Raw genomic sequence first — 23,898 nt, forward strand, 5'->3', positions numbered from 1 at the left:
AGCAGGCCGAATCAAATGACAGATCCAGTTCAGACTCTCACCGTCAAGGCGGGACATGGCCGTACCTTCGAAGTGAAGGCCGGCCAACGATTGACGATCATAGATGTGGAAGGCCAGCAGGCCGCCGATTTCGTCGCGGTCGTCGCCTCGAACCATACCGAGAAGCTGTCGCCGACCCACACGCGTCGTCAGCTTCGCACGCTGTTTTTCAATGTCGGCGACGCGCTGTATTCGTCGTTGGGACGGCCTCTGCTGCGGGTCGTCGAGGACACGGTCGGTGTTCACGATGCCAATGTGCCCGCGTGCGACGACACGCGTTTCACGGTCGATTTCAACGTGATCGGGCATCGCAACTGTCTCGACAACATGCACGCGGGTCTCGCGCTGTACGGTCTGTCGCCGTTCGACGTGCCCGAGCCGTTCAATCTGTTTCAGAACGGCCCGGTTACCGCCGACTGCCGGATGCAGGTCACCGATCCGACCAGCAAGCCGGGCGACCACATCACCTTCGATGTACTCGAAGACCTGGTGTGCGCGGTGTCGTCGTGTCCGCAGGACATTATCCCCGGCAATGGCCTTAAGGTCACCGACATTGCCATTTCCATCCTGCCCGCGGCGCCCGTCGCCGCCTGAACGGACTCAACCATGCTGCTTCTCAAAGAACCGCCCGCACGCCCCGCGCTGCCGCCGCAAACCATCGCCGTGCCCGCCGGCGAAAGCCGCGCCATCGAAGTCAAGGCCGGCCAGATTCTGCGCATCGAGGCGAAAGAACCCGGTGCGGTTGCATCGATGTTCGGCTTCAGCCGCATCAACGACGACGTCTACATGTCGGTCCATCACACGCGTGTCTTCAGCAATTCGTACGTGTTGCAGGCGGGCATGCGAATCGTCAGCAACCGTCGTCGCGCGATGATGGTGCTCGGCAAGGATTCGAGCGGCAAGCACGACTTGTTGCTGCCCGCATCCACGAGCGCGTATCTCGCCGAACAAGGCTACGTCGGACAGACCGGTTGCGTCGAATCGGTCGGCGCGGTGATCGGCACGCTCGGCCTCAAGCCGCCGAAGATGCCTGATCCGGTCAACCTGTTCATGCACGTCGCACTGCATCGAGACGGCCGCATCGAACCGCTGCCGAACACCACGCGCGCGGGAGATTTCATCGCATGTCGGGTCGTCACGGATATGACGTTCATCGTGTCGGCGTGTTGCACCGGAATTGCGGGGAACGACACGCCTGGTGCGCTCGAACTCTCGAGCGCAGAAGAACTCGACGAACTCTGATTCCGGGAAAACGCCGCAATGGGCTTCGACCCGCAAGTGATCCATAGCCTGCCGACGTTGATCGACGGCTGGTTGCTGACCGTGGAACTGACGCTCCTTGGCGCGACTGGCAGCGTCGTATTCGGCCATCTCGCACTGGCGATGCAACTGACGCGTATCGCGCCACTACGCTGGGTCGCGCGCCTCTACATCAGCTTCATGCGGGGCACGCCGGCGCTCGTGCAACTGTTCATGCTGTTCTTCGCGCTACCGCTGATCGGACTGGGCGGTCGACCGATGCTGGCCGCCGCGCTGACGCTCGGCCTGAACAGTGGGGCGTACACGGCCGAAATCCTGCGCGGCAATCTCCGGGTCGTCACGGCCGGTCAGTATGAAGCGGCGATTGCGCTCGGCATGGCGCCGTGGCGCATCGCGTTGCGGATTACGTTGCCGCAGATGCTGAAAGCGAGCTTGCCTGCGTTCGTCAACGAATTCACGATCCTGCTGAAGACCACGCCATTGGCGTCGGTCGTGGCTGTCACCGAACTCACGTATGCGGGACAAATGGTGATCGCGCGCACCTACACGTCGACGCAGGTGATGTTGTTCGTCAGCGTCGGCTATCTGGCGGTCGCGCTTCCCGTCATCTACGCCGCGCGACGCATCCAGCGTAAGCCGCGCGTACCGCGCGCCGCAGGCATCGCAACCGGAGTCGCACGATGAGGTTCGACCTCGGCGTTCTGTCAGGTTATTGGCCCGAACTCGTGCAGGGACTCGGCGGCACGATCTGGCTCTGTGCGGCCGGCGCGGCGATGTCGGGCGTACTCGGTGTGTTGCTGACGATCGGTCAGCGTCGCGGCGCGCCGTGGCTCGTCGCGCTGATTCGCAGCTATACGGCGTTGACGCTTGGTTTGCCCTTGCTCGTATTACTTTACGTGACGTTCTTCGTCTTGCCGGATTTTGGCGTGCTGTTGCCTGCGCCGCTCGTCGGCACCATAACGCTCGCGATCTATTACGGCCCGTACGTCGCGGAAGTGATTCAGGCCGCCATCGCCGCCGTGCCCGCGGGCACCGTCGAAGCCGGTGTCGCCATCGGCATGTCGCCGGCGAAAATCGCGCAACGCATCATCACGCCGCAGGCGCTGCCGCTGTTACTGCCCACGTTGACCGGCCTGTTGATCGGTCTGGTCAAGGATTCCGCGTTGCTGTCCGTGATCTCGGTTCATGAGTTCATGTTCGCCGCGAAAGCCGTCGTGTCCGACACCTACGCACCACTCGAAGTCTATTTCATCGTCGCGATGGTCTACTGGGCCGCGACATCCGTCATCCATCTCTCGACCCGTCATTGGGAACGCCGCCTCGGGCGCCCCCAACGGGTCGCCTTGCCCCGGTGATCAGCATGAACCTATCCGGCAACACGACGCGCGTGGCGTTGAAGGCGAGCGGCATCGTCAAGTCGTTTGGTCCGAATCGCATCCTGGACGGCGTCGACCTGACAGTCGCGCGCGGCGAAACGATCTGCGTACTCGGCCCGTCCGGTTCCGGCAAATCGACCTTGCTGCGCTGCCTGAACTGGCTTTCTCCGCCCGACGAAGGCGCGGTCTGGATCGGCGACGAGCGGATCGGTTTGCGTGAAAACGCGAACGGCTCGACCGGACCACGTCCTGACCGCGAGATCCGCGCGCAGCGCAGCCGGATCGGCATGGTGTTTCAGAGCTTCAATCTGTGGCCGCACATGACGGTGCTCGAAAACGTGGCGGAAGGCCTGCTGTCGGTCAAGCGGATGAGCCGCCTTGCCGCCAGCGACCTCGCGGTCGAAGCGCTGCGGCAAGTAGGGTTGAGTGGCAAGCGCACAGCGATGCCCGCGGACCTGTCGGGCGGACAGCAGCAACGCGTGGGCATCGCGCGCACTCTGGCGATGGCGCCGGAAGTGATCCTTTTCGACGAGCCGACCAGCGCGCTCGACCCGGAACTTGTCGGCGAAGTACTCGCGGTGATGCGCGGTCTCGCCGCGAATGACACGACGATGATCGTCGTCACGCATGAGATCGGCTTCGCGCGCGATGTCGCCGACCGCGTGATCTTTATGGACGGCGGACGCATCGTCGAACAGGGGCCGCCGGCCGAGGTGCTCGACGCACCGTCGTCGCCCCGTCTCCAGCAATTTCTCTACCGCTTCAACTCGGAATCTAAAAGCTCATGAGCTACACGAATCAACCCACATCGACCGTTCCCGCCGGCCACGGCAAAGCCGTTCGACTCAAAGCAGGCCAGGCCGTGCGCGTCATCAATACGCATGGCACCCAGGTGGTGGATTGCTGGGCCTGGAATGCGTACGACCTGAACGAATACATGTGCATGGAAACCACGCGCGTGTGGAACCAGCGGCTGAACCCGATCGTCGGCGACAGCTTCGTGACGAATCAACGTCATCCGGTGCTGACCGTAGTCGAGGATACGACGCCTGGCGTTCACGACACCTTCATGGCGGCCTGCGATCGCAAACGCTATGAACTGCTCGGCGTGCGCGGCTATCACCGCAACTGTTGCGACAACATGTTCGAAGGTATGTTCGAACTCGGCGTCACGCCGCCGCGCCAGAACCTCGCGTCCTTCAACATCTTCATGAATATTCGCGTGCAGCCCGACGGCATCACGCTCCATACCTTGCCCACCGTGACGAAGCCCGGCGAGTACATCACGTTGCGCGCGGAAATGGATTGTTTCGTCGCGTTTTCCGCCTGTCCGCAAGACATCGTGAAAATTCAGGGGCAAGGCGACAACACGCCAAAGCCCGTAGAAATTGCGGTGCTCGACAACTTCGAGTCGGATTTGCAAGGCACGCAATCGTGGGTGCCGGCCGCCTGAGCGTCCCAGTCCCTTAACCGATCACTTCGCGTACAGACACATGGCACTTCCCACTTTCGATCCCGACGCACCCGCCTTCACACGCACGGGCATCAACCTCGCGGACCCGCGACTCGGCGCGCAGGCTGTATTCACCAGTGACGATTTCTTTGCACCGATGGCACGCATGCTTGACCCGGAACCGGCCGTCTTCATTCCTGGCAAATACGACGAAAACGGCAAATGGATGGACGGTTGGGAATCGCGCCGCAAGCGTGAGACTGGCCACGATTTCTGCATCGTCAAACTGGGGGTGGCGGGCGAATTGATGGGCGTCGATATCGACACGAGTCATTTCACCGGCAACTTTCCGCCGGCTGCGTCGATCGACGCATGCCGTTGCGACGACGATATTCCGCCCGCCGAGGCACAATGGACTGAAGTGCTGCCCGCGACCGCGCTCAACGGCAACGCACATCATTATCACGCGATCGATTCGGCCACTCGCGGAATCTATACGCACGTGCGCCTCAATATCTATCCTGACGGCGGCGTAGCCCGTTTTCGCGTGTATGGCCGGCCGCGCCGGGAACTCGCGCCACGCGCGGAACTTGATCTCGCGTCCGCGATGAACGGTGCGCGAATCGTCGCCGCGAACAACCAACATTACGGTTCAGCGTCGAACCTGCTGCTGCCGATGCGCGCGGCCAACATGGGCGAAGGCTGGGAAACCCGGCGACGCCGCGAACCAGGCTGCGACTGGTGCATCATCGAATTGGCGACACCCGGTGAAATCAGTCAGGTCAGCGTTGACACCGCGCATTTCAAGGGAAATTTTGCGGACCGATGCTCGCTACAAGGCGCGTTCGTCAGCGCGGGAACGGACGAGTCCCTGATTACGCAATCGATGTTCTGGCCGGTATTGCTCGACGAGCAGAAGCTGGAGATGGACAGGGTACATACCTTTGCGCCAACCCGAAACATGTCTGTTACACATGTGCGTTTCAACATATTGCCGGATGGTGGCGTCTCGCGGCTGAGTCTGATGGGGCGCACCTCGACTTGATCGCGGGCAAGGCTTCGCCTGCATTAATCCGCAGTCTGCTCACGCCGGTTGCCCGACTCGCTCGTAAGCAGCCGCCCGTTGGCCGGCCGCGGGCGATTCCAGGCTCGCGCACAGCCGCGTTGCAGGGATCATCTGGCGATTTTGCTAAGGTAGTGCTGGGCGGCGCGCAGGACGTGCCGCTCTGCGAGCATGGCGGCCAGTGCCGCATCGCCCGACTGGACGGCGCGCAGAATGGCTGCGTGCTCTGCCCAGGTTATGCGGATTTCCTCGTCGTTGGTGTTGACGAACAGCATGCGTGTGCGATCGCGCAGCGAGCGCATCAGGTCGGTAAGCATGGAGTTTGCACCGGCCGAGTAGAGCAGATCGTGAAACCGCGCATTGAGGTCGAGCAGCCCGGCGGTTTCGCCCTTGCTCACCCGCGCATTGCCCTCGGCGAGCACTTCCTCGATTTCCGCGACCAGTTGCTGCGTGCAGTGCTCGGCAGCGAGACGGGCGTTCAAGCCTTCCAGGGTGGCGCGGATCTGCACCATCTCGCGTGCGGACGACGGTTCGAGCGAAGCGACCACCGCGCCATGACGCGGCCGCACTTCAACGAGTCCTTCCGCCGCCAGCGCCCGCAGCGCTTCGCGCACCGGCACGCGCGACACATTCAGATCTTCGGCAATGCGTCCTTCAACCAGACGGTCGCCTGGTGCGTAAGCGCCTGTCATGATGGATTCGCGGATGCGAACGAGGACAAGTTCAGACAGTTGCTTGTGCCGAATCGGGGCGGATCGCTCCTGCTTGCCTGTGGAGGCCGGCGAATCGGGGTGGGTGCTCATTAAGTCTCCATACGCTGGACGTCGCCGGCGGCGCCGGCATATCGAATATTCTAACTCAGTGACGGAGCGTTGTAGACAGTACACGGCATACCACATTCGGCTGATTCGAAGGCCGCCGCCCTGATGCCGCGATCGTTTGCGAACCGCATGCATACGGAATCGCGTGCGGTCAACCGCGCGGCACGCTGGCTAAAAAGGCAAGAATTTCGCTGCCCAGATAGGTTTCCCCAGAGTTGAAGTGCGCCACGATCGACGTGTGATTGTGGCCGCGCAGTTGCACGAACCTGGGCGGCACGCCGCGATGGCGCAGCACGTCGACGAACATCTGCGCGCCGTATTCATCCAGATACGGGTTCTCGTATTCCGCCACGGCGATCATCAGCGGTACAGACGAGCGCGTGACGTGGGTGAGCGGCGAGCGTGCGGCATACAGCGACTCGTCCGCGCCGAAATAGGTGCGCACCGGTTGCGCGTTGGGATTGCCAGGCCGCACATCGGCGACGACACGGGCGCTGATGAGTACCAGTCCCGCGACATCGGTTTCGCCGACCCGGCCGGCTAGTGCTGGATCGAACAGATACGCTGCGGCATGCGCGCCGCCTGCCGAATGACCGATGACGAAGATCCGGCGCGGATCGAATCTCGTGTGCGAAGCCAGTCCGCGGACAAAGACAAGTGCGTCCGCAACGTCTTGCGCGCCACCCGGGTAAGGTGCCTCGTCGGCCAGCCGGTATTCGATATTGAACGCGACGACGCCCTGGTTGGCGAACCAGTGGCACACGTTGTCGTAGATTTCGCCATTCACGCTCTTGTTGCCGCGGACGAAGGCTCCGCCGTGTACAAACACCACGGCGTCGCGCAACGCGCCGTCGCCATGTTCGTGAACGGATGCGGGCGGCAAAAAGATGTCGAGCGTATGCCGCGCGTGCGGACCGTAACGCACGTCGCGCTCGACGGCCGCGAGCTTGGGCGCCGCGGCCGCTATCGGCGTATAGGCGTCCACCACCATTTTGCGATTTCTCACGATATCCTCGCCCCAACGAGGACCGAGCGCATGCATGGCGCGGCGGTCTGTTTCGGCAAGCGCGCTGAACGGTTCCATGGCGGGATCGGGCTTCACCATGACACGCTCACGTCGCCTTTGACGAACGTCTGGCAGGCCATGCGATAGCCCGCCGCGAGTTCCTCCGCACTGAGGTGGCGTTTCTCCTTGGCCTTCACGGTGTCCGTATTTTCCATTCCCTGCTCGACCTTGCATTTGCAGGTGCCGCAGAGTCCACCGCCACATTTGAAGGGAATGCCGCCCTGCTCGCGCAACGACACGCGCAGCAGGTTGCTATCGGGCGGCGCTTGCACGGTTTTGCCGCCGTTCGTGATGAAAGTGACCTGAATCATGAGATAAACCTGTTCAAGAAGCGCCGGCCGGCTTGTCGAGCGGCACGATCTCCGCATCGGCGTGACTCGCACCTGCGAGATGGGACAGTGATTGAAAAGCCGCTTCGAGCGTGTCGAAGTGGTCGAAGAACTTGGTCGGCACGAAATTGACATTGGCGGGTGTGGCTTCATCGAAGATCCTCACGCGCGTTTCGCGCTGCAACTCGGCAATTGTGAAGGTGGCGACGTGTCGACTGTCGTAGCGGTACACGTACGACTGCAAGGGTTGCAGGCCGTCGGTGACTTCGCTGCGGTATTGTCCCGGCTTGCTGGTCAGAATGATGTACATGGCGCGATGGCTGAAGTCATGCAGGTAGTGTGTCGTCAGGGGGCGTGTCGTTCTGTGCCAGTTCGATGTCGTGATCAATCCATAGCTGGCAGGCGAGGCGATAGCCTCGTGCGAGACGCTCGCCGAGCTGCTTGCGCTCCTTCCAGTTCGGTTCGGGCAGATGCTCGGCCCCGCTGATAACCACGCATGCGCATTGCGCGCATTTCCCCATGCCGCACCCATAACGCAGGTGCGGATATGGAAACTGCCGGATGCCGGCGCGCACCACGAGATTGGTGTTGTCCTTGACCGAGTCACGGTACGACTCGCCGTTTCTGTGAAAGACCACGTTTGGCATTGCTTTCTCCTGGCTCTAGCCGCGATTAAGTAAGGCGGCACGCCGAGTGACATTAAGAATGTACATCGTATACAATAGCGGCGATCGGCGTTCTCAATTTTTGCTCTGCATCACGTCGATCCACCCAACAGTCCTTTTGGGCGGCGCGGTAAAGGCAACTCACCAATGCCCAAGCTCTATTTGCAGTATACCGTATACTTTAATTTGATCGTCAAGTTGTCAATTTGTCGGGCGCACGCATCTGGCGACCCGTCCGGCGTTTTTTCACCCTTCAAGGAGTGGCATCCGATGATTCATCTGACCGACCAGCAGATCGACGAACTGATCGGCTTTGACGACGCAATTCCCGCGCTCGACATTGCCTTTCGCACCTTCGCGCGCGGCGACGCCGCCGTGCAGCGGCGCGTGCGCACCGAGGCCGGCGGCGTGAAGCTGTCGACGCTCGGCGCAGTCGTTCCGGAGTTGGGCGTAGCCGGCGCCAAGGTGTACTCGACCATCGCTGGGCGATTCAACTTTTCGATCATCCTTTTTTCAACCGACGACGGCCGGCCGCTCGCCACGCTCGAAGCAAACGCAATCACCCGCTTGCGCACCGCGGCGACGACGGTGCTCGCGCTGCGGGCGCTGGCCAAACCCGGCGCACGCACCGTCGCCCTGTTCGGCACCGGCGTACAGGGACGTGCCCACGCGCACGCGCTTGCGGCGTTCACGTCGCTCAGAGAGTTTCGAATCGTTGGACTGGAAGGAACGGCTGAGCTTGCCGACGACCTCAATCGCACGTATGCGGAGCGCGGCGTCCAGGCGTGTCCGGCGTGCGCCGGGGACGCGGTTGAAGGCGCGGACGTCGTCGTGACGGCGACCCGTGCGACTGGTGCACTGTTCGACGGCAATCTGCTGTCTCCGGGCGCCACGATCGCCGCGATCGGATCGAGCCTGCCGTACACGCGCGAACTCGACGATACGACGGTGTCGCGTGCATCGCGAATCGTGGTGGAGTTGCGCGAACAGGCGCGAGAGGAAGCGGGCGATCTGATACAGACTGCGCCGGGCACGTTCGCCTGGGACGACGTGGTCGAACTGGGCGCGGTGCTCGAAGACCCCGCCACGGCACGCCGCGACGACAGCGACATCGTGTTGTACAAGGCTGTTGGGATCGGCTTGCAGGATGTCGCGCTGGCCGCCCGCGCCTATGCGCGCGCGACCGGCCACGCTGCCGCGCCGGGCGTCGCACCGACTTTGGCGTGACTGCCATGAAGGTCTCCCGTGAGCCGGCCGTGTGGGTGTTGCGCGCTTGCCGCTGATTGAACGCGTTGCGAGAGAGAAGGGCACGCACGGGAAGCGCGCCGGTCCAACCGGGTGAATGGCCGCCGGCGCGTTTGGTCGAACGCCGGCGGCGCGTCAGAGATAGCGCCAGCAGTTGGGCACGCCGCCCGCGCTGCCAGGTCTCAGCCTTGCACCTGTCGCCGCATGAGCATGTGACCGACAAGCGGGACTAAGATGGCGATCGCCACGCTGACCAGAAATCCCGCATCGATGCCAAACGGTGAGCCGGACATGCCGCCACCAATCTGCTGTAACGCGCTATCGACATGGCGGTCGGCTTGCAGTATGTCGCCCGCAATCCAGCCGAGCAGCGCCGCACCAACATAGGTCAGCGCAGGCAGACGTTTCAGAACCGCGATCATCGCGTTACTGCCAAAGGCAATGACCGGCGCGCCCACTGCGAGACCCATGAACACGTAAAACAGCCGAGAGGCTTCCGGCAGCGTTTGCGCGATGGCCGCCGTGGCAACCGCATTGTCCAGACTCATGGCGAAGTCGGCGCAGACGATCGTAAGGACCGCGCGCCACAATGCCGAGGCGGCGTGCGTGGTTTCCTCGTCGTTCTGATGCTGGAGCATTTGCACGCCGATCCACACCAGCAGCGCAGCGGCGATCACGTGCATGTATGGCACGGCGAACACCGCGCCAATCACGCCGATCAGCAGTAACCGGAGCACGATGCCGAGGACCGTGCCGAGCATGATGCCGATACGTCGCTGACGCGGCGCGAGGGAGCGGCAGGCCATCGCGATGGCGATCGCGTTGTCTCCGCCCAACAGCACATTGAAGAACACGATCTGCAGTACGGCCCAGCCGTCATGAGCGAGCGGGGCCGGCAAGCCTGGAAACGTCATTGGAAATGTGTTCCTTCAACTGATTGCAATTGCGACGACGGTAGCCGCGATCAGCCCGCAAATGACCGGCAGGAACAGCGCGCGCACCGCTTCGAGTACGGGAACACGGGCGAAGCCAGTCACCGCGATCAGCGAGGACCACGCGATCAGCGTGCCACCGCCCGTCCACACCGCGCCCATCTGTCCGATCGCGGCAAGCGTGGCCGCGGGCATGTGCGCCATCGGTGCAAGTGCGCCGGAGAGCGAACCCGTGAGCGGCAGCCCCGCGAAACCGGAGCCGTCAATACCGGTCACCATGCCCGTCAGCAGCACGCCGAATGACACGAAGACCGGGCTTTGCGGAATGAACTGGCTACACGCCTGGACCAGTTCGAACAGCAGCGAAGGCACATGCTGGCCCGGCGCAATGCCGAGAATCGTGCCCGCCGTGCTGCTGTCGCCGACGAAGAAGAAGCCGGCAATCGGCAACACCGCGCCCATCGCCTTGAATGCGAACACGAGGCCGTCGATGATGTGTTCCGCCGTGCGATCGAGAAAGCCGCGGCGACCGCTCGACAGCGTCGTCAACATCATGAGGATCGCGGCCACCCCGCCGATCAGCGCGGCTGCGTCGCCGCCACGGATCGTGTCAGCGCCGATGATCTGCGGGCGCGTCATGACAATCACGACGGCAAGAAACGCGAGCGGCGTAACGACCGAGAAGGTCTTGGACCACATTTCATGGCGCGACATCGCGGCGCCGCCGATCATGCCCGGCATGGTCAGCGCTGCGCCGCCGCCCGCCGAGGCGAGCGCCGGCTGCGGTTCGTTCAGGTGTCCACCGCTCGTGCTGCGGGCCAGTTCAGCCTTGGCGAAGCTGCCCTGGTGCAACTGCGGCGCGGGTTCCGCCGTGCCAGATTCGCCTTGCGCTTCCCACGAGATCAGATTTGCCGCGCCGGGTTTGCGCACGCTGCGCCGCACGGTCATGAACCAGGTCATGCCGAGCGCGACCGCGCCTGCCACGATCGAAAGCAGAAAGGCCGTGTTGGCGACAGTCAGCATGTCGGCGCCGGCAGCCTTCGCACTGATTCCGGGCGCGACCTTGATCACGTAATCCGACGAGAGCGCCATGCCCTGGCCGGCGATCGCGATGGCGGCCGCAGCGCCCAGCGGCGAGAGGCCAGCGTAGATCGCAGCGGGAATCAGAATGGCGCCTACCAGCGGCACCGCCGGCGTCGGCCAGAAGAACAGCGAGATCAGGTACGTGATCAACGCGAGGATGAAAAACGCCACGTGTCCATTGACCATGATCCGTTTGAACGGCCGGACCATGCGCACGTCGGCGCCGATTTCGCGCAGGCCGTTGAGCAGCGCCGTCATCAGCGCGATCACGAGGAAAATGTTGAAGAGTTCGTGCGCGGCGGTGAGGCTGCCCATGAAAATGGCCTGCAGGCCAGTCAACAGTTTGCCCGACGAGGCGACGGCCACCGCAAAGGTAGCGAGAATCGCGGGTACGACCACATTGGCCCGGAAGATCATTGTCGCGATGATGGCAACCACGCCTATCAAATAACAGTAATGGGCCGGTGTAAGTGACGAGAGGAGGTGCATGGGGGGAACCTCTGTTTGTAAGAGAGATAAGAGCGGTTGATCGGTATGCTATGTGCAGCTTGATGCGTGTCAAAAATGCGGGCTTTTTTTCTTTCTGTGGAATTGGCTGTCAGTCCGGCTCAGTTGCAAATTATTACGGATGACTAACAAAATACGACGTCGCCCGCCGCGAGTTGGTCTCTGTTTTGCTTTGCCGACGCTGATCCGTAGCGCGACGCGGTCCGCCAGGCCCGTCGGACCATCGACGCTCAGGCCTGCGCGTCTGACTCGGCCTGCTGGAACGTGAATCCGTCGGCGTAAAAATAACGGGCGCTCACGCCAAGTTCGGCGAACGCGCGTTTGGCCGAGGCGATCATGTCTGGCGAACCGCACGCGTAGACCGCATGCTCGGACAGGTCGGGAAACTGCGTGGCGACTGCCTGCTGCACATATCCTCGCGCGCCGGTCCATGTCTCATCCGCTCGCGACAGCACCGGCGTGTAGTCGAAGTCGTCGTGCTGTGCGGCGAGCGCCACGAGCGTATCGTGCAGATACAGATCTTGCGGCGTGCGTCCGCCCCAGAACAGCGCGATGGGCGGACGGTCCGGATCGGCGAGCAGTTCGCCGAGCATCGCGTAGAGCGGGGCGATGCCTGTGCCGGTCGCGATCATCACGATCGGGCGGTAGTCCTCTGCGTGATAGCCAAAGCCGCCGAGCGGCAACTCCACGTCGAGGGTGTCGCCGACCGCGAGCGTTGCCAGGCGCTCGCCCGTGAAATAGCCGCCTTCGATCCTGCGAATGTGAAAGGCAACGGTCGCCCCGTTTGGAGACGAGGCCATCGAAAAGCTGCGCACGCCGACTTCGCCGAGATGCACGTGCATGTATTGTCCTGGCCTGAACGCGATGCGCTCCTGTCCATCGATGGCAAGCGTGAGCGTGACCACATGGGTGGCGGCGTCCTCCAATGCAACCACCGACGCGCGATGCCGGGCGGCCGGCACCGGCGATGCAAGCGGACGGTCCGTACTGACGACAAGCGAAGACGTGGCGCGGGCCTGGCAAGCGAGCGCATAGCCTTCAGCCGCCTCCTGTTCGGAGAGTCCCGGCGGCATCTCGTCGTAGCGCACCGAGCCGCTCAGCAGCTTGACGCGGCAGGTGCCGCACGCGCCGAAACAGCATTCGGAGGGCAGCATCACACCGGCGCGAACGGCCGCGTCGAGCACGGTCTCGCCATCCGCGGCATCGAACGTGCATGCTTCCTCGATCCAGGTAACCTGATGATTCACGGCGCTACCTCTGCGTCAGTTACAGCTTGATATCGCTTTGAACGAGAACCTCGCGGCCCGAGTCGCGCAGCAGGTCGCGCAGCGCGGCAAGGCCGGCGAGCCCCGCGGCGGTGTCCTGCTCGCCGTTGCCGCCGCTCAGACCGATGCCGCCCACCACCTGCTTGTCGACAACGATCGGGAAACCGCCGACGAACACCGCGAATTTGCCCTCAAAGCTCCATTGAATGCCGAAGGCTTCGTTGCCGGGCAGCGCAGGGCCGTTCGGCGCAGTGTTGAACAGGTGCGTCGAGCGCTTGTGGCCCGCCGCGGTAAATGCCTTATTCCAGGCGATTTGCGGACCGGTGACGCGGCCGCCGTCCATGCGTTCCATGGCGAGCGGAAAACCGCCTTCGTCCGTGATGCAGATGGTTTCGAGCACGCCGATTTCCTGCGAGCGGGCAATGGCCGCGGCAATCATGTGACGGGCTTCAGCCAGTTCGAGTTTGAAGAAAGGTTTCATGAGAGACGAATACGAATAGGTGGACCGGGTGGCGTCAGACGCCGCGATAGACGGTTTTGGTCTGCAGATAGAACTCGAGGCCGTCGCGTCCCGACTCGCGGAACGTAGCCGTGCTCGAACGTTTGAGTCCGCCGAAAGGCGCATTGACGAGGTTGCCGGTGGTGGTGCGGTTGATCTTCACCGTGCCGGCCTCGATGTCGCCGGCGAAGCGGTCCATCAGCGCGGCGTCACGCGTGACGAGCGCGGCCGAGAGGCCATATTCGGTGTCGTTGGCTACGGCGATTGCGTCGGCGTAGTCGGCTACGTCGATCACCGCGATAACCGGGCCGAAGATCTCCTCACGGGCGATACGTGCATTGCGCGGCACGTCGATGAACACCGTCGGCTGGACAAAGTAGCCGTGCGCAAGTTCGCCGTCGATCAACTGCTCGCCGCCGGCGGCAAGCGTCGCTTCGCGCTTGCCGGCTTTGATGTACTCGAGCACCGTGTGCAACTGACTGGCGGTGGCCAGCGGACCGATCTGGGCGTCCGCTTCCATGCCATTGCCGATTTTTAGCGCGGCAGTCTTCTCGACGAGTTGCGCGACGAACGCCGCCTTGGCTTGGGGTGTGACGAGTACGCGGCTCGTGCCGGTGCATGCCTGGCCGGTCAGTGAAAAGCCGCCTTTGATCGTCAGATCGACCGCGAGCGGCACGTCGCTTTCTTCCAGCACGATCAGCGGATTCTTGCCGCCCAACTCCATCTGCGTACGCGTGGATAGCGACGCGGCGCGATGGATCTGCTCGCCCGCGGCGGTCGAACCGGTGAACGAAATGGCGCGGATTTGCGGCGCCTCGATGATCGCGGGACCGACCTCGCCGGCCTTGCCGGTGACGAAGTTCAACACGCCGCGCGGCAGGCCGGCTTCAATCAATGCTTCGGTCAGGCGCAATCCGGCAAGCGGCGCATCGGACGACGGCTTGAACACCACCGTGTTGCCGCACACCAGCGCGGGCGCGATTTTGCGCGCGGGGATCGAGACGGGGAAATTCCACGGACTGATCACCGTGACGACGCCGAGTGGTTCGCGTAGCGTGTAGACGCTCATCTTCGGATCGTCGTTCGGAAAGGTTTCGCCGCCGAACGATTGCGCTTCGATCGCGTAATAGCGCAGCGTCTGCGCGGAGCGCATGAATTCGTCGCGTGCAAGCGTGCGCGGCTTGCCTTCCTCGCGGGTGAGTTCGTCGCCGAAACGCTCGGCGTGCTGTTCGAGGTAATCGGCCGCTTTCAGCAGATACTTCGCGCGTGTTGCCACCGACAGCTTTTTCCAGCCCGCGAACGCAGCCGATGCCGCCTTGACGGCCGCCATCGCGTCCGCAGCGTTCGACGCCTGGAACCGGCCGACGAGGTCGCGCGTATCGGCGGGATTAAGGTTGTCGAAGGTGAGACCGGACAGGCTGGCGCACCATTCGCCGTCAATATGGTTGAAATAGGTGGGAGCGTTCATCATGATTGTTGCGTCCTGCAAATGGGGAAACCAGCTCATCTGAAGCGGCGAGACCATCATTGCGGCCCGGCGAACGGACTCCTCCGCGGGTTGCCGGCGGCCCGCAGCCCATGAGAATCGGCCTGACGCGACATGCGTCGGGCCGATCGAACCGTCAGGCCGCGAGACCCAGTTCCGGCAGCGAGATTTCCTTTTCCACGTAGTCGTGATAGAGCGCGGTCGTGTAAAGCAGCCGCATCTGCGCGCCCACTTCGCAAATCTTCAGGCAGCGCTGCTGCAGCTCCGGGGTCGTCGCGTGTTCGAGGACGATCTGGTAGCCGCGCTCGCCGTGAATTTCGTCGGACACGATGTGCAGGTCGAAGAACTCCACCTCCTCGTCCGTGAACTTGTACTTCTCGCGCAGCGTCGGCGTCTGCTTGCGATAGATGGACGGCACCTGCGATTCGAGACCCACCACCAACGCGGCGACCGCAACGATCGGGTCTTCTCGCATCGCCACCGAGTAGCACCAGCCTTGCAGGCCGCGCGTGGTGGGCGACATGTTGTCCGGATCGGTGACGCGTTCGCGCGTCGTGCCGCATGCTTTCGCGAAACGGATCAGCAGATCCGTGTGACGGTCGCCGCCGATCTCTTCCTCGTACATGTTGGCGAGCAGGAAGTCTTTCGCCTCGGTCATGTGTTCCGGCATGCGGGCATACAGGTAGCCCAGGTAATCCGCGAATGGGCCGACGTAGTGGTAGTGGTTCTCCGCCCAGCGCGCGAGGTGCGCGCGGCTCAGCTTGCCACTTGCCCACGCGATGCTGAACGGTGCCTGATTCGCACTCTTGCCCTTGATCGCTTGTTCCAGTGCGACGCGGAACGCGTCGCGGCTCATCAGTTCAGCCATAAAAAACTCCTTGTTCGTGAAGAGGAGGTGTTGATCCAAGTGGATCCGTCGTGCATTTCAGTACACTGTATACTGTCCGCTTCGCGGTGCCAACACTTTCTGATCGTTTTGCGGCTAGAACGCGTGACGCAGGCCGATGCCGGCCGCAGCCTGATTTTGCGTGCTCGACGCCGAGACGAACTGCGTGACCTGGGCGACCAGGCCGGCGGTCATCGCGTGCTGATAAGTGGCGAATGCGTAGACCTGCGTGCTCTTGGACAACGCGTATTGCGCGATCGCGTTGTACTGAAGGTAGCGGGGATCGCTGTCGTTCGCCTCGACGGTGCCGTCCGTGTAGGTCACGCCAAGGCCGGCGGAAAGCGCGGGCGTAAAGGAGTACAGCCCGTTCACCTCGTAGTTCATGAAGTGCACGTTCTGCCCTTCGAAGCCCTGCTTGTAGCTCGTGCTGGTGATGTTGGCACTGGCCTTGAGTGCGCCGAATTTGTACGATGCGCCGCCGCCGGCCGTCAGGAACGAGTGCGCAGCAAGCGCGTAGGCACCCACGGCGGAGTTCGTGTCCTTCCAGAACGTGCCTGGCGACAGATTGCCCGGCTGTCGCGCGTAGGTGGCGCCGAAGCCGACATACAGCGGTCCTTGCGCGTAGCTGCCGCCCACGCTCCACATGCTGTTTTCGCCGAAACTGCCGGCCACGCCGCCGAAGCTGTACATCGCGCTGCCCGTGAAACCGCCGTAGCTGTTCTGGTAACGCACGGCGTTATTGACGCGCACGCCGCGGTTGGTCAGATCCATGTCGCCGGGATGTTCCATGTACACAGACCAGTCGGCGGCGGTGAGTTGCGCCACGTAATCGACCATCGACTCGTACTGGCGGCCCATAGTCAACTGGCCCCAGCGGTCGTTGGCAAGACCCACGTACGCTTGACGCCCGAACAGCAAGCCACCTTGGCCGAGCGAGCCGTCGGTCACGTCAAAACCGTTTTCCAGCCGGAAGATGGCCGTGGTGCCGCCGCCGAGGTCTTCGGAGCCGAGAAAGCCGACCCGGCTGCCGCGCGTCGTGCCGCTGGAGGCGCCCCATGTGCTGCCGCCGCCCTGGTTGTTGACGTAGCCGAGCGAAGTATCGATCAGGCCGTACAGAGTGACGCTGCCTTGCGCGTAGGCCGCACCGGCCGAACCGAGGCAGCCGATCGCGGCGGCTGTAGACAGGAATTTCTTCATCGTAAACCTTGTGTAATGGCCGGCGGCGGGCGCGGCGCGGGGGATGGAAACAACTAAACGCTGAATTCGGTAGGAAGTATGCGGTATACAAAAAAGACGCAATTGTTTTTTGGTACGAGACAGGAGCGTGTGGAGCTCTCGCGGCCAGGCAACGAATTTAAGAGTGAATTGTTCTTCCAGAAGGCACGCGGAAAGGACTTGACGTCACGATCGGAAAACGCTGGCCGAGGGAAGTATCGGTGTGTCGCACCCGGAAGCAGCGGTCGTCACCGTCATGGGATTGCTGCCCGGCAGGTGAACATGTTCGTTCATCCGGCGACGCAGGAAGAGGTGCCAGGTGCGCGGCTCCATGGGAGCTCTATCGGGCACGGCAAGGCGGATGAAGCATGGCTTGCTGCCCTTCATGAACGGACGTCACCGCATGGCCACCCGAGCAGACCGTCGGTTTCATGTTCGAGCGTCTCGACGCCGGCGACTTCGACATGCTGTGTCCCGACGACGATGTGCCGCGTTCGATCGACGAACTGCGCATTCCAAGGGCGGCAGGCGATATCGTAGAGAATCGCTCCGCGTTAGCGCGCTGGCATCCGGACTACGCCAGGGCATTCGAAGCCTTCATCAAGCAGCTGCGTCGACTCAAAGCTGCGTCGACTCAACGGGCGGCGCAGCGCACAACCGGCTGTTCATGGCCTGCGGGCAGTAGCTGTACGCGCTATACGTCGATGCAACCGCAGCGGTCTCAACCTGAGCGCGTCGGCGGGTTGCGCCCGCGCCCGGTCGGCCGCGGCGCCACCGCATACAGGCCGGTCACGATGCGAACTCATACGACCTCAAGACGTGCGCTGGCGCTCGCTGAACGGAACGCCACCTCTTGATTTGGAATCTGGTGAAGACTCGACGATCTGCACGACAACCTGTTCGGCGGCGACACCGAAGCTGTCAACCACAGCTTTGGTAATCCCCGTCATCAGCGCTTTCTTTTGCTCGGCCGAGCGGCCCGCAACTGCGTAAACAACGACTTCCGGCATAACGTACTCCAATGGGGTGGTAAGGAACTGCAGTTGGAATCCTGGCGGCACTGCACGTCTTGATCTTCGCCTCGGGATCGGCCCGGGCCGCGCTACGGGCGGAAGTCTACCTGCGTAAGCTCTTCGCACACCTGCCATAGTCGGCCGGCAATCGACGCGTCCTTTGCCGGCCTGGCGACGTTCGCTTCTCCAATCCTGCTTCCCCGTGCCTCCAGAAAGCCTTGCGGGCCATAGTAGCCACCGTCGCTGACGTCAGGCGAAGTGGCGGCGTAAAGGGTCGGCAGGGCGCCGGCATGATCCGTATTCAGCAGGCTACCGATGACATGACCAAGAAGCTCGCGAGCAACTGCTGAAATCGCGGAGCGATCCCCAGCCCGAAACAGATTCGTGTTGGCGACGCCAGGGTGAGCGGCAACCGACATGACACGCGAATTCGCAGCGCGCAAACGCCGGTCGAGCTCGAACGCAAACATCAGATCCGCGAGCTTCGATTGCCGATAGGACTGCATTGGCGAATAGGTCTTTCTGGATTGGAGGTCGTCAAAATCGATGCGTCCGTGTTTGTGCGCGATGGAAGCGATCGTGACGATGCGCGGTCGATCAGGCGAATCGGCCGCCGCCAGTCTGAGAGCGGGCATCAGGAGCGCGGTCAACGCGAAATGGCCGAGTACGTTGGTGCCGAACTGGAGCTCGAAGCCGTCGGCAGTCTCAAGCCGTTTTGGCGGCGCCATGACGCCAGCGTTGTTGACCAGAATGTGAATGTGGCGTTGGCTGGCCAGCTCCTTACGTGCGAACTGGCGTACGGACTCGAGGGATGCGAGATCGAGAATCGCGAGTTCGGCGCGAGCGTCGGGCACGGCAGCGTTCAGCCTGGCTAAGGCGTCTTTACCGCGCTGTTCATCGCGGCACGCGAGTATGACTTGCGCACCTTTGCGCATCAACACCAATGCGGCATGGTAGCCAATGCCGCTGTTCGCTCCGGTGATGAGCACTCGCTTGCCGGTCTGCGGCGGAATATCGGTGATGGTCCACTGGTTGTTCATAGTGCTTCGGCTCGGCATAGTGATAGTCGCCTTCGAGACTACCATTAGCGAGTCGCGGGCGTCGCTATCGGCCAGGTCGCGTACTGCATGCGGAGGATGCCGGTTCGCGCTCCGGGAGGGGTGGTGCGTTCCGAAGTCACGGCGCGTGCTGGTGAGGCGCTTCTGTACGTGATCGCCGGTCAGCTATCACGAACGCCGATGACCTGGACGGAGATGAATAGTCGAAGGCCATCGCGTCACTCCGCTGCCAGCCGTCCTGCACCGTGCACGACACTCCGTGGATCGGGCCGGGCGCGCGAACGCGCCGGCGGTCAACCCGTTCGGCCAGCCGGCAACCCGGTGCTCGACTGTGCGCCTGACCCGCAGCCGCACCCCGCTCCATGCTGGTGCGTGTAAACCGCGCGTTCGTTGATTTGACGTTCGGCGCTCCCGGCCGACGACATAAAGGCCAGCGCAGGCATGGCCAGCATCCGCTGCGCAATAGCGCTACACGTGGGGCAAGTACAGATCGCGTCGCGTTCGGCGACGGCACGCATGACGGAGAACGCGCCACAGGTTTCACAACGATAGGGATAAATCGGCATGGCCTTTCTTTCCTCTTTCCTCGAAATAAGAAGTTCTGCAACAGACTGGCGCATGCCAGTTACGCGGGCCGTAACCGTTCGGGAATCGATGGTGTTCACGGCACGATCGTCCGCGCCAGGCCGGCCATGCCCGCGCGCGGCGACGCTGACGCAACCGGGTGCGCAAGCGTCGCGAGCCGGGGAAGCCGCCCGATACGACGGGGCGGACAGGAACACCGACTCGAGATTAGTGGGTGACCCGATGTCATTTCCTCAACGCTTGGGCAAGTACTTTTTGTCGACCTTACAGATATAGGTGTATTTCGGATTCACCATCTGGGTACAGCGCGCTTCCGCGATCTGGCCGAGCAGCATGTAGGCTTCGGCACCCGGAATGCCGTAGCCCTCCTCCAGCCAATAGACCATTTCCTCGAACGCGATACGCAGCGCGTCGTCGAGCGGCCGCGCGCAGCCGACCGTACAGATGTGCGTCGGTGTCTCGATGCGCGGCCAGGTCATGCGGCTCGGTGCGCGCACGAGATCGACCTTGAGCTTCAGGTGGCCACGAATTTCGATTGCGCCCATGCCGTTACACTCGGCATCGCCCTGCAACGCGTGCACGTCGCCGAAATACAGATACGCGCCTTCATGGAACACCGGAAACATGATGCGATTGCCGTTCGTGACTTCCTGGATGTCCAGGTTGCCACCGTGGGTGCCGTTGTCGACGGTGAGCGTGCCGCCCGCCACCGGGGCCACACCGATCACGCCGATCATGGGCTTGGCTTCCAGCTTGAGCGAGTCGCTCCAGTGAACAATGCCATTTTCGACGACGACGTTGCGATTCTGGATGCCGAATTCTTTCTTGCGGACCCAATCGGGAAAAATGCCGATACCCGGCCACAGGGCGGTATAACCAAGACCGTGCACGCCAACTTCGAGGACGTCGATCACGACCATGTCGCCGGGCTTCGCGCCGCGCAGGCGCACGGGCCCGGTGGCTGGATTGACGAACGGAAGCTTCACTTTCGACTCGTCCAGCTTTTCGTCGAGCTGCGTGATCAGGTGGCCGCCAATGTTCAATTCGGTTTCGACCTCGAAGGTTTCGCCAGGCGAGACTTCGGCGATGAAACCGTCGGTAGCGGACAGTGCGTACTTCAGGTCATCTTTGCGGATGATCTGGTGATGGCTGGATAGCGTGCTCATAGGATGCTGCGTACTCCTTCAGGGGTTGCTGAATGCCGGCCGCCGGCAACGTCGCCGCGGATGGCTTAACTCAATCAAACTTGTGCCAGGGCATGAGGAATCGCTCGAGCCGACCGACGAGAAACGATAGGAAGAGCGCGAGTGCGATGGTTACCACCACGCCGGCAAACACTTTGGGGATGATGTAGAGGCTGCCCGCCTTGAAGATGGCATGGCCGAGCCCGTCGTCTGAAGACATGAACTCGCCGACGATGGCACCAATCAACGCAAAGCCGACCGTGAGCCTGAGGCCCGCGAAGATGTCGCGCAGCGAGGCGGGGATCACCAGCTTGCGGAAAGTCTGCCGCTTGGTCGCGCCGAGCGTGCGCATCTGATTGATCTGGTCGTCATCGACGCTGGTCGCCCCCTTGTACGCGGTGACCAGCGCGACCACCACGACGGATAGCGTCGACATGGCGAGCTTCGAGCCGAGTCCGGTACCGAACCAGATGATGACGATGGGCGCGAGTGCGACGATCGGAATCGAGCCCAGCGCAACGATGAACGGCTGCATGACCTTCGAGACGAAGCGCGAATACCAGAGCGACAAGCCGAGCACGGTGCCGATGACATTGCCGAACAGAAAGCCGAGCAGCGTTTCCATGCCAGTCACGCCGGCGTCGTGCACGAGACTGCCGTCCTGCTGCATCTTGACCAGGTAGCCCCAGATCTGGCTGGGCGAACCGAACAGGAAGGCGAGCGCCTGACTCGAGGTCGCAACTTGCCACAGGGCGAGCAGGGCAGCGAGTAGGGCGATCTGACAGGCGGCCACGACGAGCTTGCCGCGGCAGCGGCGCACCAGCCTGCGCCATTTGACGGATGCCGGCGCATACGGGGGGGCCGGGGAGCGGTTTTCTTGCACGCGGGTTCCTTCTCAACGGTCGCCCATGCGCACGTCGAGCTGGGACCAGATCTCGCGCACGTGGGCGGTGAAGCCCGCAGCATCGCGGGCGGCCATCATGTCGTTGCGGTCGCAATCCAGGTTGATTTCGTGGATCGCCTTAATGCGGGACGGACGATGGGTGAGGACGATCACACGGTCCGACAATGAGACCGCCTCCTCGACGTCGTGTGTGATCAGCAGGACGGACCGACCTTGGCCCCTGACCAGCCGGGCCATGTCGCTCTCCAGCACCAGTTTCGTCTGGAAGTCGAGCGCGGCGAACGGCTCGTCGAGCAGCATCACCTCGGGGTCGGTCACCAGCGTGCGCGCGAGCGCAACGCGCGCACGCATGCCGCCCGATAGAGCCGAAGGGTAGTAGTTGTAGTACGGTCCGAGTCCGACCTTGCCGAGCATCGCATGCGCTTTTTTCTCGCGATGCGCGCGCGGCATTCCGGTCAGTTCGAGGCCAAGTGTGACGTTGGCCAACACGTTGCGCCACGGCATCAGCATGTCCTTCTGCAACATGTAGCCGATGCCCTTGGGGACGTCTTCCAGCGCCTGGCCGTGCCACAGCACCGCGCCACGCGTCGGTTGTGTAAGACCGCTCATCAGGTTCAGCAGCGTGGTCTTGCCGCAACCGGAGGGGCCCACCAGGCTGACAATTTCCCCGGCGCGCAGGCTGAAGGAAATATCACCGATGACCTGATTCAACTCGCCGTCGTCTTCGCCATATGCTTTACCGACCCCGCGCGCAACCAGCGGCGCAGGCGGGCGGGACGGCCCGCCCGCCTGCGCTGGAGGCGCTTCCGCACCCGCTACCTTCATTTGGACCCCGCCACCGTGACGCCTGCACCTGCCACGGCGGTTTTAACCGCTTTGCTGGAAAAGGTGTTGTCGATCACGTCGTTGTAGGACAGCGTCCCTTGTACATTGCCCAGGTACTTCTGCATCGATATCAGCTTGTCCCACTGCTGCCGATCGACCGGCAGCGTCTGCGCCGGGATCTTGTACTGCAACTCCATGTCGATTGCCTTGTTCACTACCTCGGGCGGCAGGTCCGGGAACTCCGCGCGGGCAACTTCCTTCGCGTAGTCGGGCTTGGCATACGTAAGACGCGCGGCTTCTTCGAGTGCGTTCACGAGAGACTGCACGATCTCGGGATGGGCTTTGGCATACTCGGGCAGAACCATGATGCCCGTATTGCAGAACGGACCCATGTAGCTCGAGAAGTCGAATACCACTTTCGCCCCTTGCGCCATCGCCGCCGCCACCATTGGCTGCTGCGCGAACGCGATGTCGGCGCGGCCCGCGAGCATGGCGCCGATCTCCGTGCCGGGGGTGACTTCGACGATCTTCGCGTCCGTACCGACTTTCAGGTGATTGTCCTGCAGCAGTTTCTTCGTGACGCTGTACTCGGTATTCGGATCCGGCGACGTGACCAGGGTCAGGCCTTTGAAAGCCTTGGGATCGGTGATAGGCGCCACGGTCTTCGATACGCCAAAGTAATGTGCTCGCTGCACCAGCGTCCCGACGACCATGCCCGGTCCGCCGCGCTCGCGAGACATCTCCACCATGGTCGGATCGCCCACGGCGAACTGCGCGGTCTTGCCGAGTACCGCGGCAAAAGCCTGCGTGTCCCCACCGGCTGCGGTGAGGTGCACCGTCAGCCCGTACTTCTCGAACAGCTTCGCGTGCTGTGCAACGTAAAGGTCGATGTAACCAAGGTTATGCACGGCTTCGGAAAATTCGATGGGTTGCAGCGGTGCCGCGTAAGCGGGGTGAGCGAACCCAATAGCGCAGGCGCTGAGCGTAGCGAGCAGAACACGCCCGAGCGGGGGCACAGCACCGGTAGCAGAGCCCAGACCATCTGTTGAAAACGCACGTCTTTTCATTGCTTCGACTCCGACAATAATGAGAGCGCAAAACAAAAAAGGTCCGGCATCAGACGCGCTGATGTCGGACCT

The 23,898-nt window shown here is 62.7% G+C and carries 27 protein-coding genes; 8 read left to right on the forward strand and 19 right to left on the reverse strand.

Annotated elements, in window-relative coordinates; translation table 11 throughout:
- Window positions 1-15: 15 nt before the first annotated feature.
- Genes ACZ9H4_RS26090 through alc form a run of 7 tightly spaced genes read left to right on the forward strand, consistent with a single transcriptional unit; the run spans window position 16 to window position 5,173 of the window.
- Window positions 16-633, forward strand: a complete 618-nt coding sequence (locus ACZ9H4_RS26090) for a DUF1989 domain-containing protein (protein WP_408147270.1) — start codon at window positions 16-18, stop codon at window positions 631-633.
- A 12-nt stretch (window positions 634-645) separates the two neighbouring features.
- Window positions 646-1,281, forward strand: a complete 636-nt coding sequence (locus ACZ9H4_RS26095; protein WP_408152309.1) for an urea carboxylase-associated family protein — start codon at window positions 646-648, stop codon at window positions 1,279-1,281.
- 18 nt (window positions 1,282-1,299) lie between these two features.
- Window positions 1,300-1,983 carry an amino acid ABC transporter permease gene (locus tag ACZ9H4_RS26100; protein WP_408152310.1) on the forward strand — a complete coding sequence of 228 codons (684 nt, stop codon included), beginning with the start codon at window positions 1,300-1,302 and terminating at the stop codon, window positions 1,981-1,983.
- Window positions 1,980-2,654 carry an amino acid ABC transporter permease gene (locus ACZ9H4_RS26105; protein WP_408152311.1) on the forward strand — a complete coding sequence of 225 codons (675 nt, stop codon included), beginning with the start codon at window positions 1,980-1,982 and terminating at the stop codon, window positions 2,652-2,654. The genes ACZ9H4_RS26100 and ACZ9H4_RS26105 overlap by 4 nt, the downstream gene beginning before the upstream one ends.
- Window positions 2,655-2,659: 5 nt before the next feature.
- Window positions 2,660-3,463, forward strand: coding sequence for an amino acid ABC transporter ATP-binding protein (locus ACZ9H4_RS26110; RefSeq protein WP_408323340.1), 804 nt, complete (start codon window positions 2,660-2,662; stop codon window positions 3,461-3,463).
- A complete protein-coding gene (locus ACZ9H4_RS26115) occupies window positions 3,460-4,128 on the forward strand; it encodes a DUF1989 domain-containing protein (RefSeq protein WP_408147280.1) in 669 nt (222 codons plus the stop codon). The genes ACZ9H4_RS26110 and ACZ9H4_RS26115 overlap by 4 nt, the downstream gene beginning before the upstream one ends.
- 40 nt (window positions 4,129-4,168) lie before the next feature.
- Window positions 4,169-5,173, forward strand: coding sequence for an allantoicase (alc, locus tag ACZ9H4_RS26120; protein WP_408152313.1), 1,005 nt, complete (start codon window positions 4,169-4,171; stop codon window positions 5,171-5,173).
- A 128-nt stretch (window positions 5,174-5,301) separates the two neighbouring features.
- On the opposite strand, the gene ACZ9H4_RS26125 is transcribed toward alc, so the two are convergent.
- From ACZ9H4_RS26125 to ACZ9H4_RS26145, 5 genes are all read right to left on the reverse strand, one after another.
- Window positions 5,302-5,994: a GntR family transcriptional regulator gene (locus ACZ9H4_RS26125; RefSeq protein ID WP_408147284.1), complete on the reverse strand. Its 693-nt coding sequence runs from the start codon at window positions 5,992-5,994 to the stop codon at window positions 5,302-5,304.
- A gap of 169 nt (window positions 5,995-6,163) precedes the next feature.
- Window positions 6,164-7,018: an alpha/beta hydrolase gene (locus ACZ9H4_RS26130; RefSeq protein WP_408323341.1), complete on the reverse strand. Its 855-nt coding sequence runs from the start codon at window positions 7,016-7,018 to the stop codon at window positions 6,164-6,166.
- Between the two features lie 92 nt (window positions 7,019-7,110).
- A complete protein-coding gene (locus tag ACZ9H4_RS26135) occupies window positions 7,111-7,389 on the reverse strand; it encodes a 2Fe-2S iron-sulfur cluster-binding protein (RefSeq protein WP_408147288.1) in 279 nt (92 codons plus the stop codon).
- Window positions 7,390-7,402: 13 nt separating this feature from the next.
- Window positions 7,403-7,717, reverse strand: a complete 315-nt coding sequence (locus ACZ9H4_RS26140) for a hypothetical protein (RefSeq protein WP_408147290.1) — start codon at window positions 7,715-7,717, stop codon at window positions 7,403-7,405.
- 16 nt (window positions 7,718-7,733) lie between these two features.
- Complete coding sequence (locus ACZ9H4_RS26145; RefSeq protein ID WP_408147291.1) at window positions 7,734-8,054, reverse strand: 2Fe-2S iron-sulfur cluster-binding protein; 321 nt, start codon at window positions 8,052-8,054, stop codon at window positions 7,734-7,736.
- Window positions 8,055-8,342: 288 nt separating this feature from the next.
- Between ACZ9H4_RS26145 and ACZ9H4_RS26150 the strand changes: the two genes are divergently transcribed.
- Complete coding sequence (locus ACZ9H4_RS26150; protein ID WP_408323342.1) at window positions 8,343-9,299, forward strand: ornithine cyclodeaminase family protein; 957 nt, start codon at window positions 8,343-8,345, stop codon at window positions 9,297-9,299.
- Between the two features lie 200 nt (window positions 9,300-9,499).
- Here the strand turns inward: ACZ9H4_RS26150 and ACZ9H4_RS26155 are convergent, their stop codons facing one another.
- The 14 genes from ACZ9H4_RS26155 to ACZ9H4_RS26220 form a co-directional block, all read right to left on the reverse strand.
- The gene (locus tag ACZ9H4_RS26155; RefSeq protein WP_476121580.1) at window positions 9,500-10,231 is read right to left on the reverse strand and encodes a YjbE family putative metal transport protein; all 732 of its coding nucleotides are present in this window, start codon (window positions 10,229-10,231) and stop codon (window positions 9,500-9,502) included.
- Between the two features lie 15 nt (window positions 10,232-10,246).
- Window positions 10,247-11,821, reverse strand: a complete 1,575-nt coding sequence (locus tag ACZ9H4_RS26160; protein ID WP_408147297.1) for a hypothetical protein — start codon at window positions 11,819-11,821, stop codon at window positions 10,247-10,249.
- A 248-nt stretch (window positions 11,822-12,069) separates the two neighbouring features.
- The gene (locus ACZ9H4_RS26165) at window positions 12,070-13,086 is read right to left on the reverse strand and encodes a 2Fe-2S iron-sulfur cluster-binding protein (protein ID WP_408152317.1); all 1,017 of its coding nucleotides are present in this window, start codon (window positions 13,084-13,086) and stop codon (window positions 12,070-12,072) included.
- A 19-nt stretch (window positions 13,087-13,105) separates the two neighbouring features.
- Complete coding sequence (locus ACZ9H4_RS26170) at window positions 13,106-13,585, reverse strand: GlcG/HbpS family heme-binding protein (RefSeq protein WP_408147300.1); 480 nt, start codon at window positions 13,583-13,585, stop codon at window positions 13,106-13,108.
- Between the two features lie 34 nt (window positions 13,586-13,619).
- On the reverse strand, window positions 13,620-15,074 hold the full coding sequence (locus ACZ9H4_RS26175) for an aldehyde dehydrogenase family protein (RefSeq protein WP_408152318.1): 1,455 nt from the start codon (window positions 15,072-15,074) through the stop codon (window positions 13,620-13,622).
- A 151-nt stretch (window positions 15,075-15,225) separates the two neighbouring features.
- Window positions 15,226-15,957 carry a TenA family transcriptional regulator gene (locus tag ACZ9H4_RS26180; protein WP_408147304.1) on the reverse strand — a complete coding sequence of 244 codons (732 nt, stop codon included), beginning with the start codon at window positions 15,955-15,957 and terminating at the stop codon, window positions 15,226-15,228.
- 114 nt (window positions 15,958-16,071) lie between these two features.
- Entirely contained in the window at window positions 16,072-17,172 is a 1,101-nt protein-coding gene (locus ACZ9H4_RS26185; protein WP_408152319.1) for a porin, read from the reverse strand.
- An 830-nt stretch (window positions 17,173-18,002) separates the two neighbouring features.
- Complete coding sequence (locus ACZ9H4_RS26190) at window positions 18,003-18,200, reverse strand: tautomerase family protein (RefSeq protein ID WP_408147309.1); 198 nt, start codon at window positions 18,198-18,200, stop codon at window positions 18,003-18,005.
- 92 nt (window positions 18,201-18,292) lie between these two features.
- Window positions 18,293-19,243 carry an oxidoreductase gene (locus ACZ9H4_RS26195; protein ID WP_408152321.1) on the reverse strand — a complete coding sequence of 317 codons (951 nt, stop codon included), beginning with the start codon at window positions 19,241-19,243 and terminating at the stop codon, window positions 18,293-18,295.
- A gap of 311 nt (window positions 19,244-19,554) precedes the next feature.
- Window positions 19,555-19,926 carry an FmdB family zinc ribbon protein gene (locus ACZ9H4_RS26200; RefSeq protein ID WP_408152322.1) on the reverse strand — a complete coding sequence of 124 codons (372 nt, stop codon included), beginning with the start codon at window positions 19,924-19,926 and terminating at the stop codon, window positions 19,555-19,557.
- A 153-nt stretch (window positions 19,927-20,079) separates the two neighbouring features.
- Window positions 20,080-21,012, reverse strand: coding sequence for an acetamidase/formamidase family protein (locus ACZ9H4_RS26205; RefSeq protein WP_408147313.1), 933 nt, complete (start codon window positions 21,010-21,012; stop codon window positions 20,080-20,082).
- Between the two features lie 70 nt (window positions 21,013-21,082).
- Window positions 21,083-21,913 carry an ABC transporter permease gene (locus tag ACZ9H4_RS26210; protein WP_408147315.1) on the reverse strand — a complete coding sequence of 277 codons (831 nt, stop codon included), beginning with the start codon at window positions 21,911-21,913 and terminating at the stop codon, window positions 21,083-21,085.
- 12 nt (window positions 21,914-21,925) lie between these two features.
- Complete coding sequence (locus ACZ9H4_RS26215) at window positions 21,926-22,759, reverse strand: ABC transporter ATP-binding protein (protein WP_408147317.1); 834 nt, start codon at window positions 22,757-22,759, stop codon at window positions 21,926-21,928.
- Window positions 22,756-23,826 (reverse strand): ABC transporter substrate-binding protein, encoded by a 1,071-nt coding sequence (locus ACZ9H4_RS26220; RefSeq protein WP_408323345.1) that lies wholly within the window; start codon window positions 23,824-23,826, stop codon window positions 22,756-22,758. Before ACZ9H4_RS26220 ends, ACZ9H4_RS26215 begins: the two co-directional genes overlap by 4 nt.
- Window positions 23,827-23,898: the final 72 nt, after the last annotated feature.

The organism is Paraburkholderia sp. TE9906 (assembly GCF_056279605.1).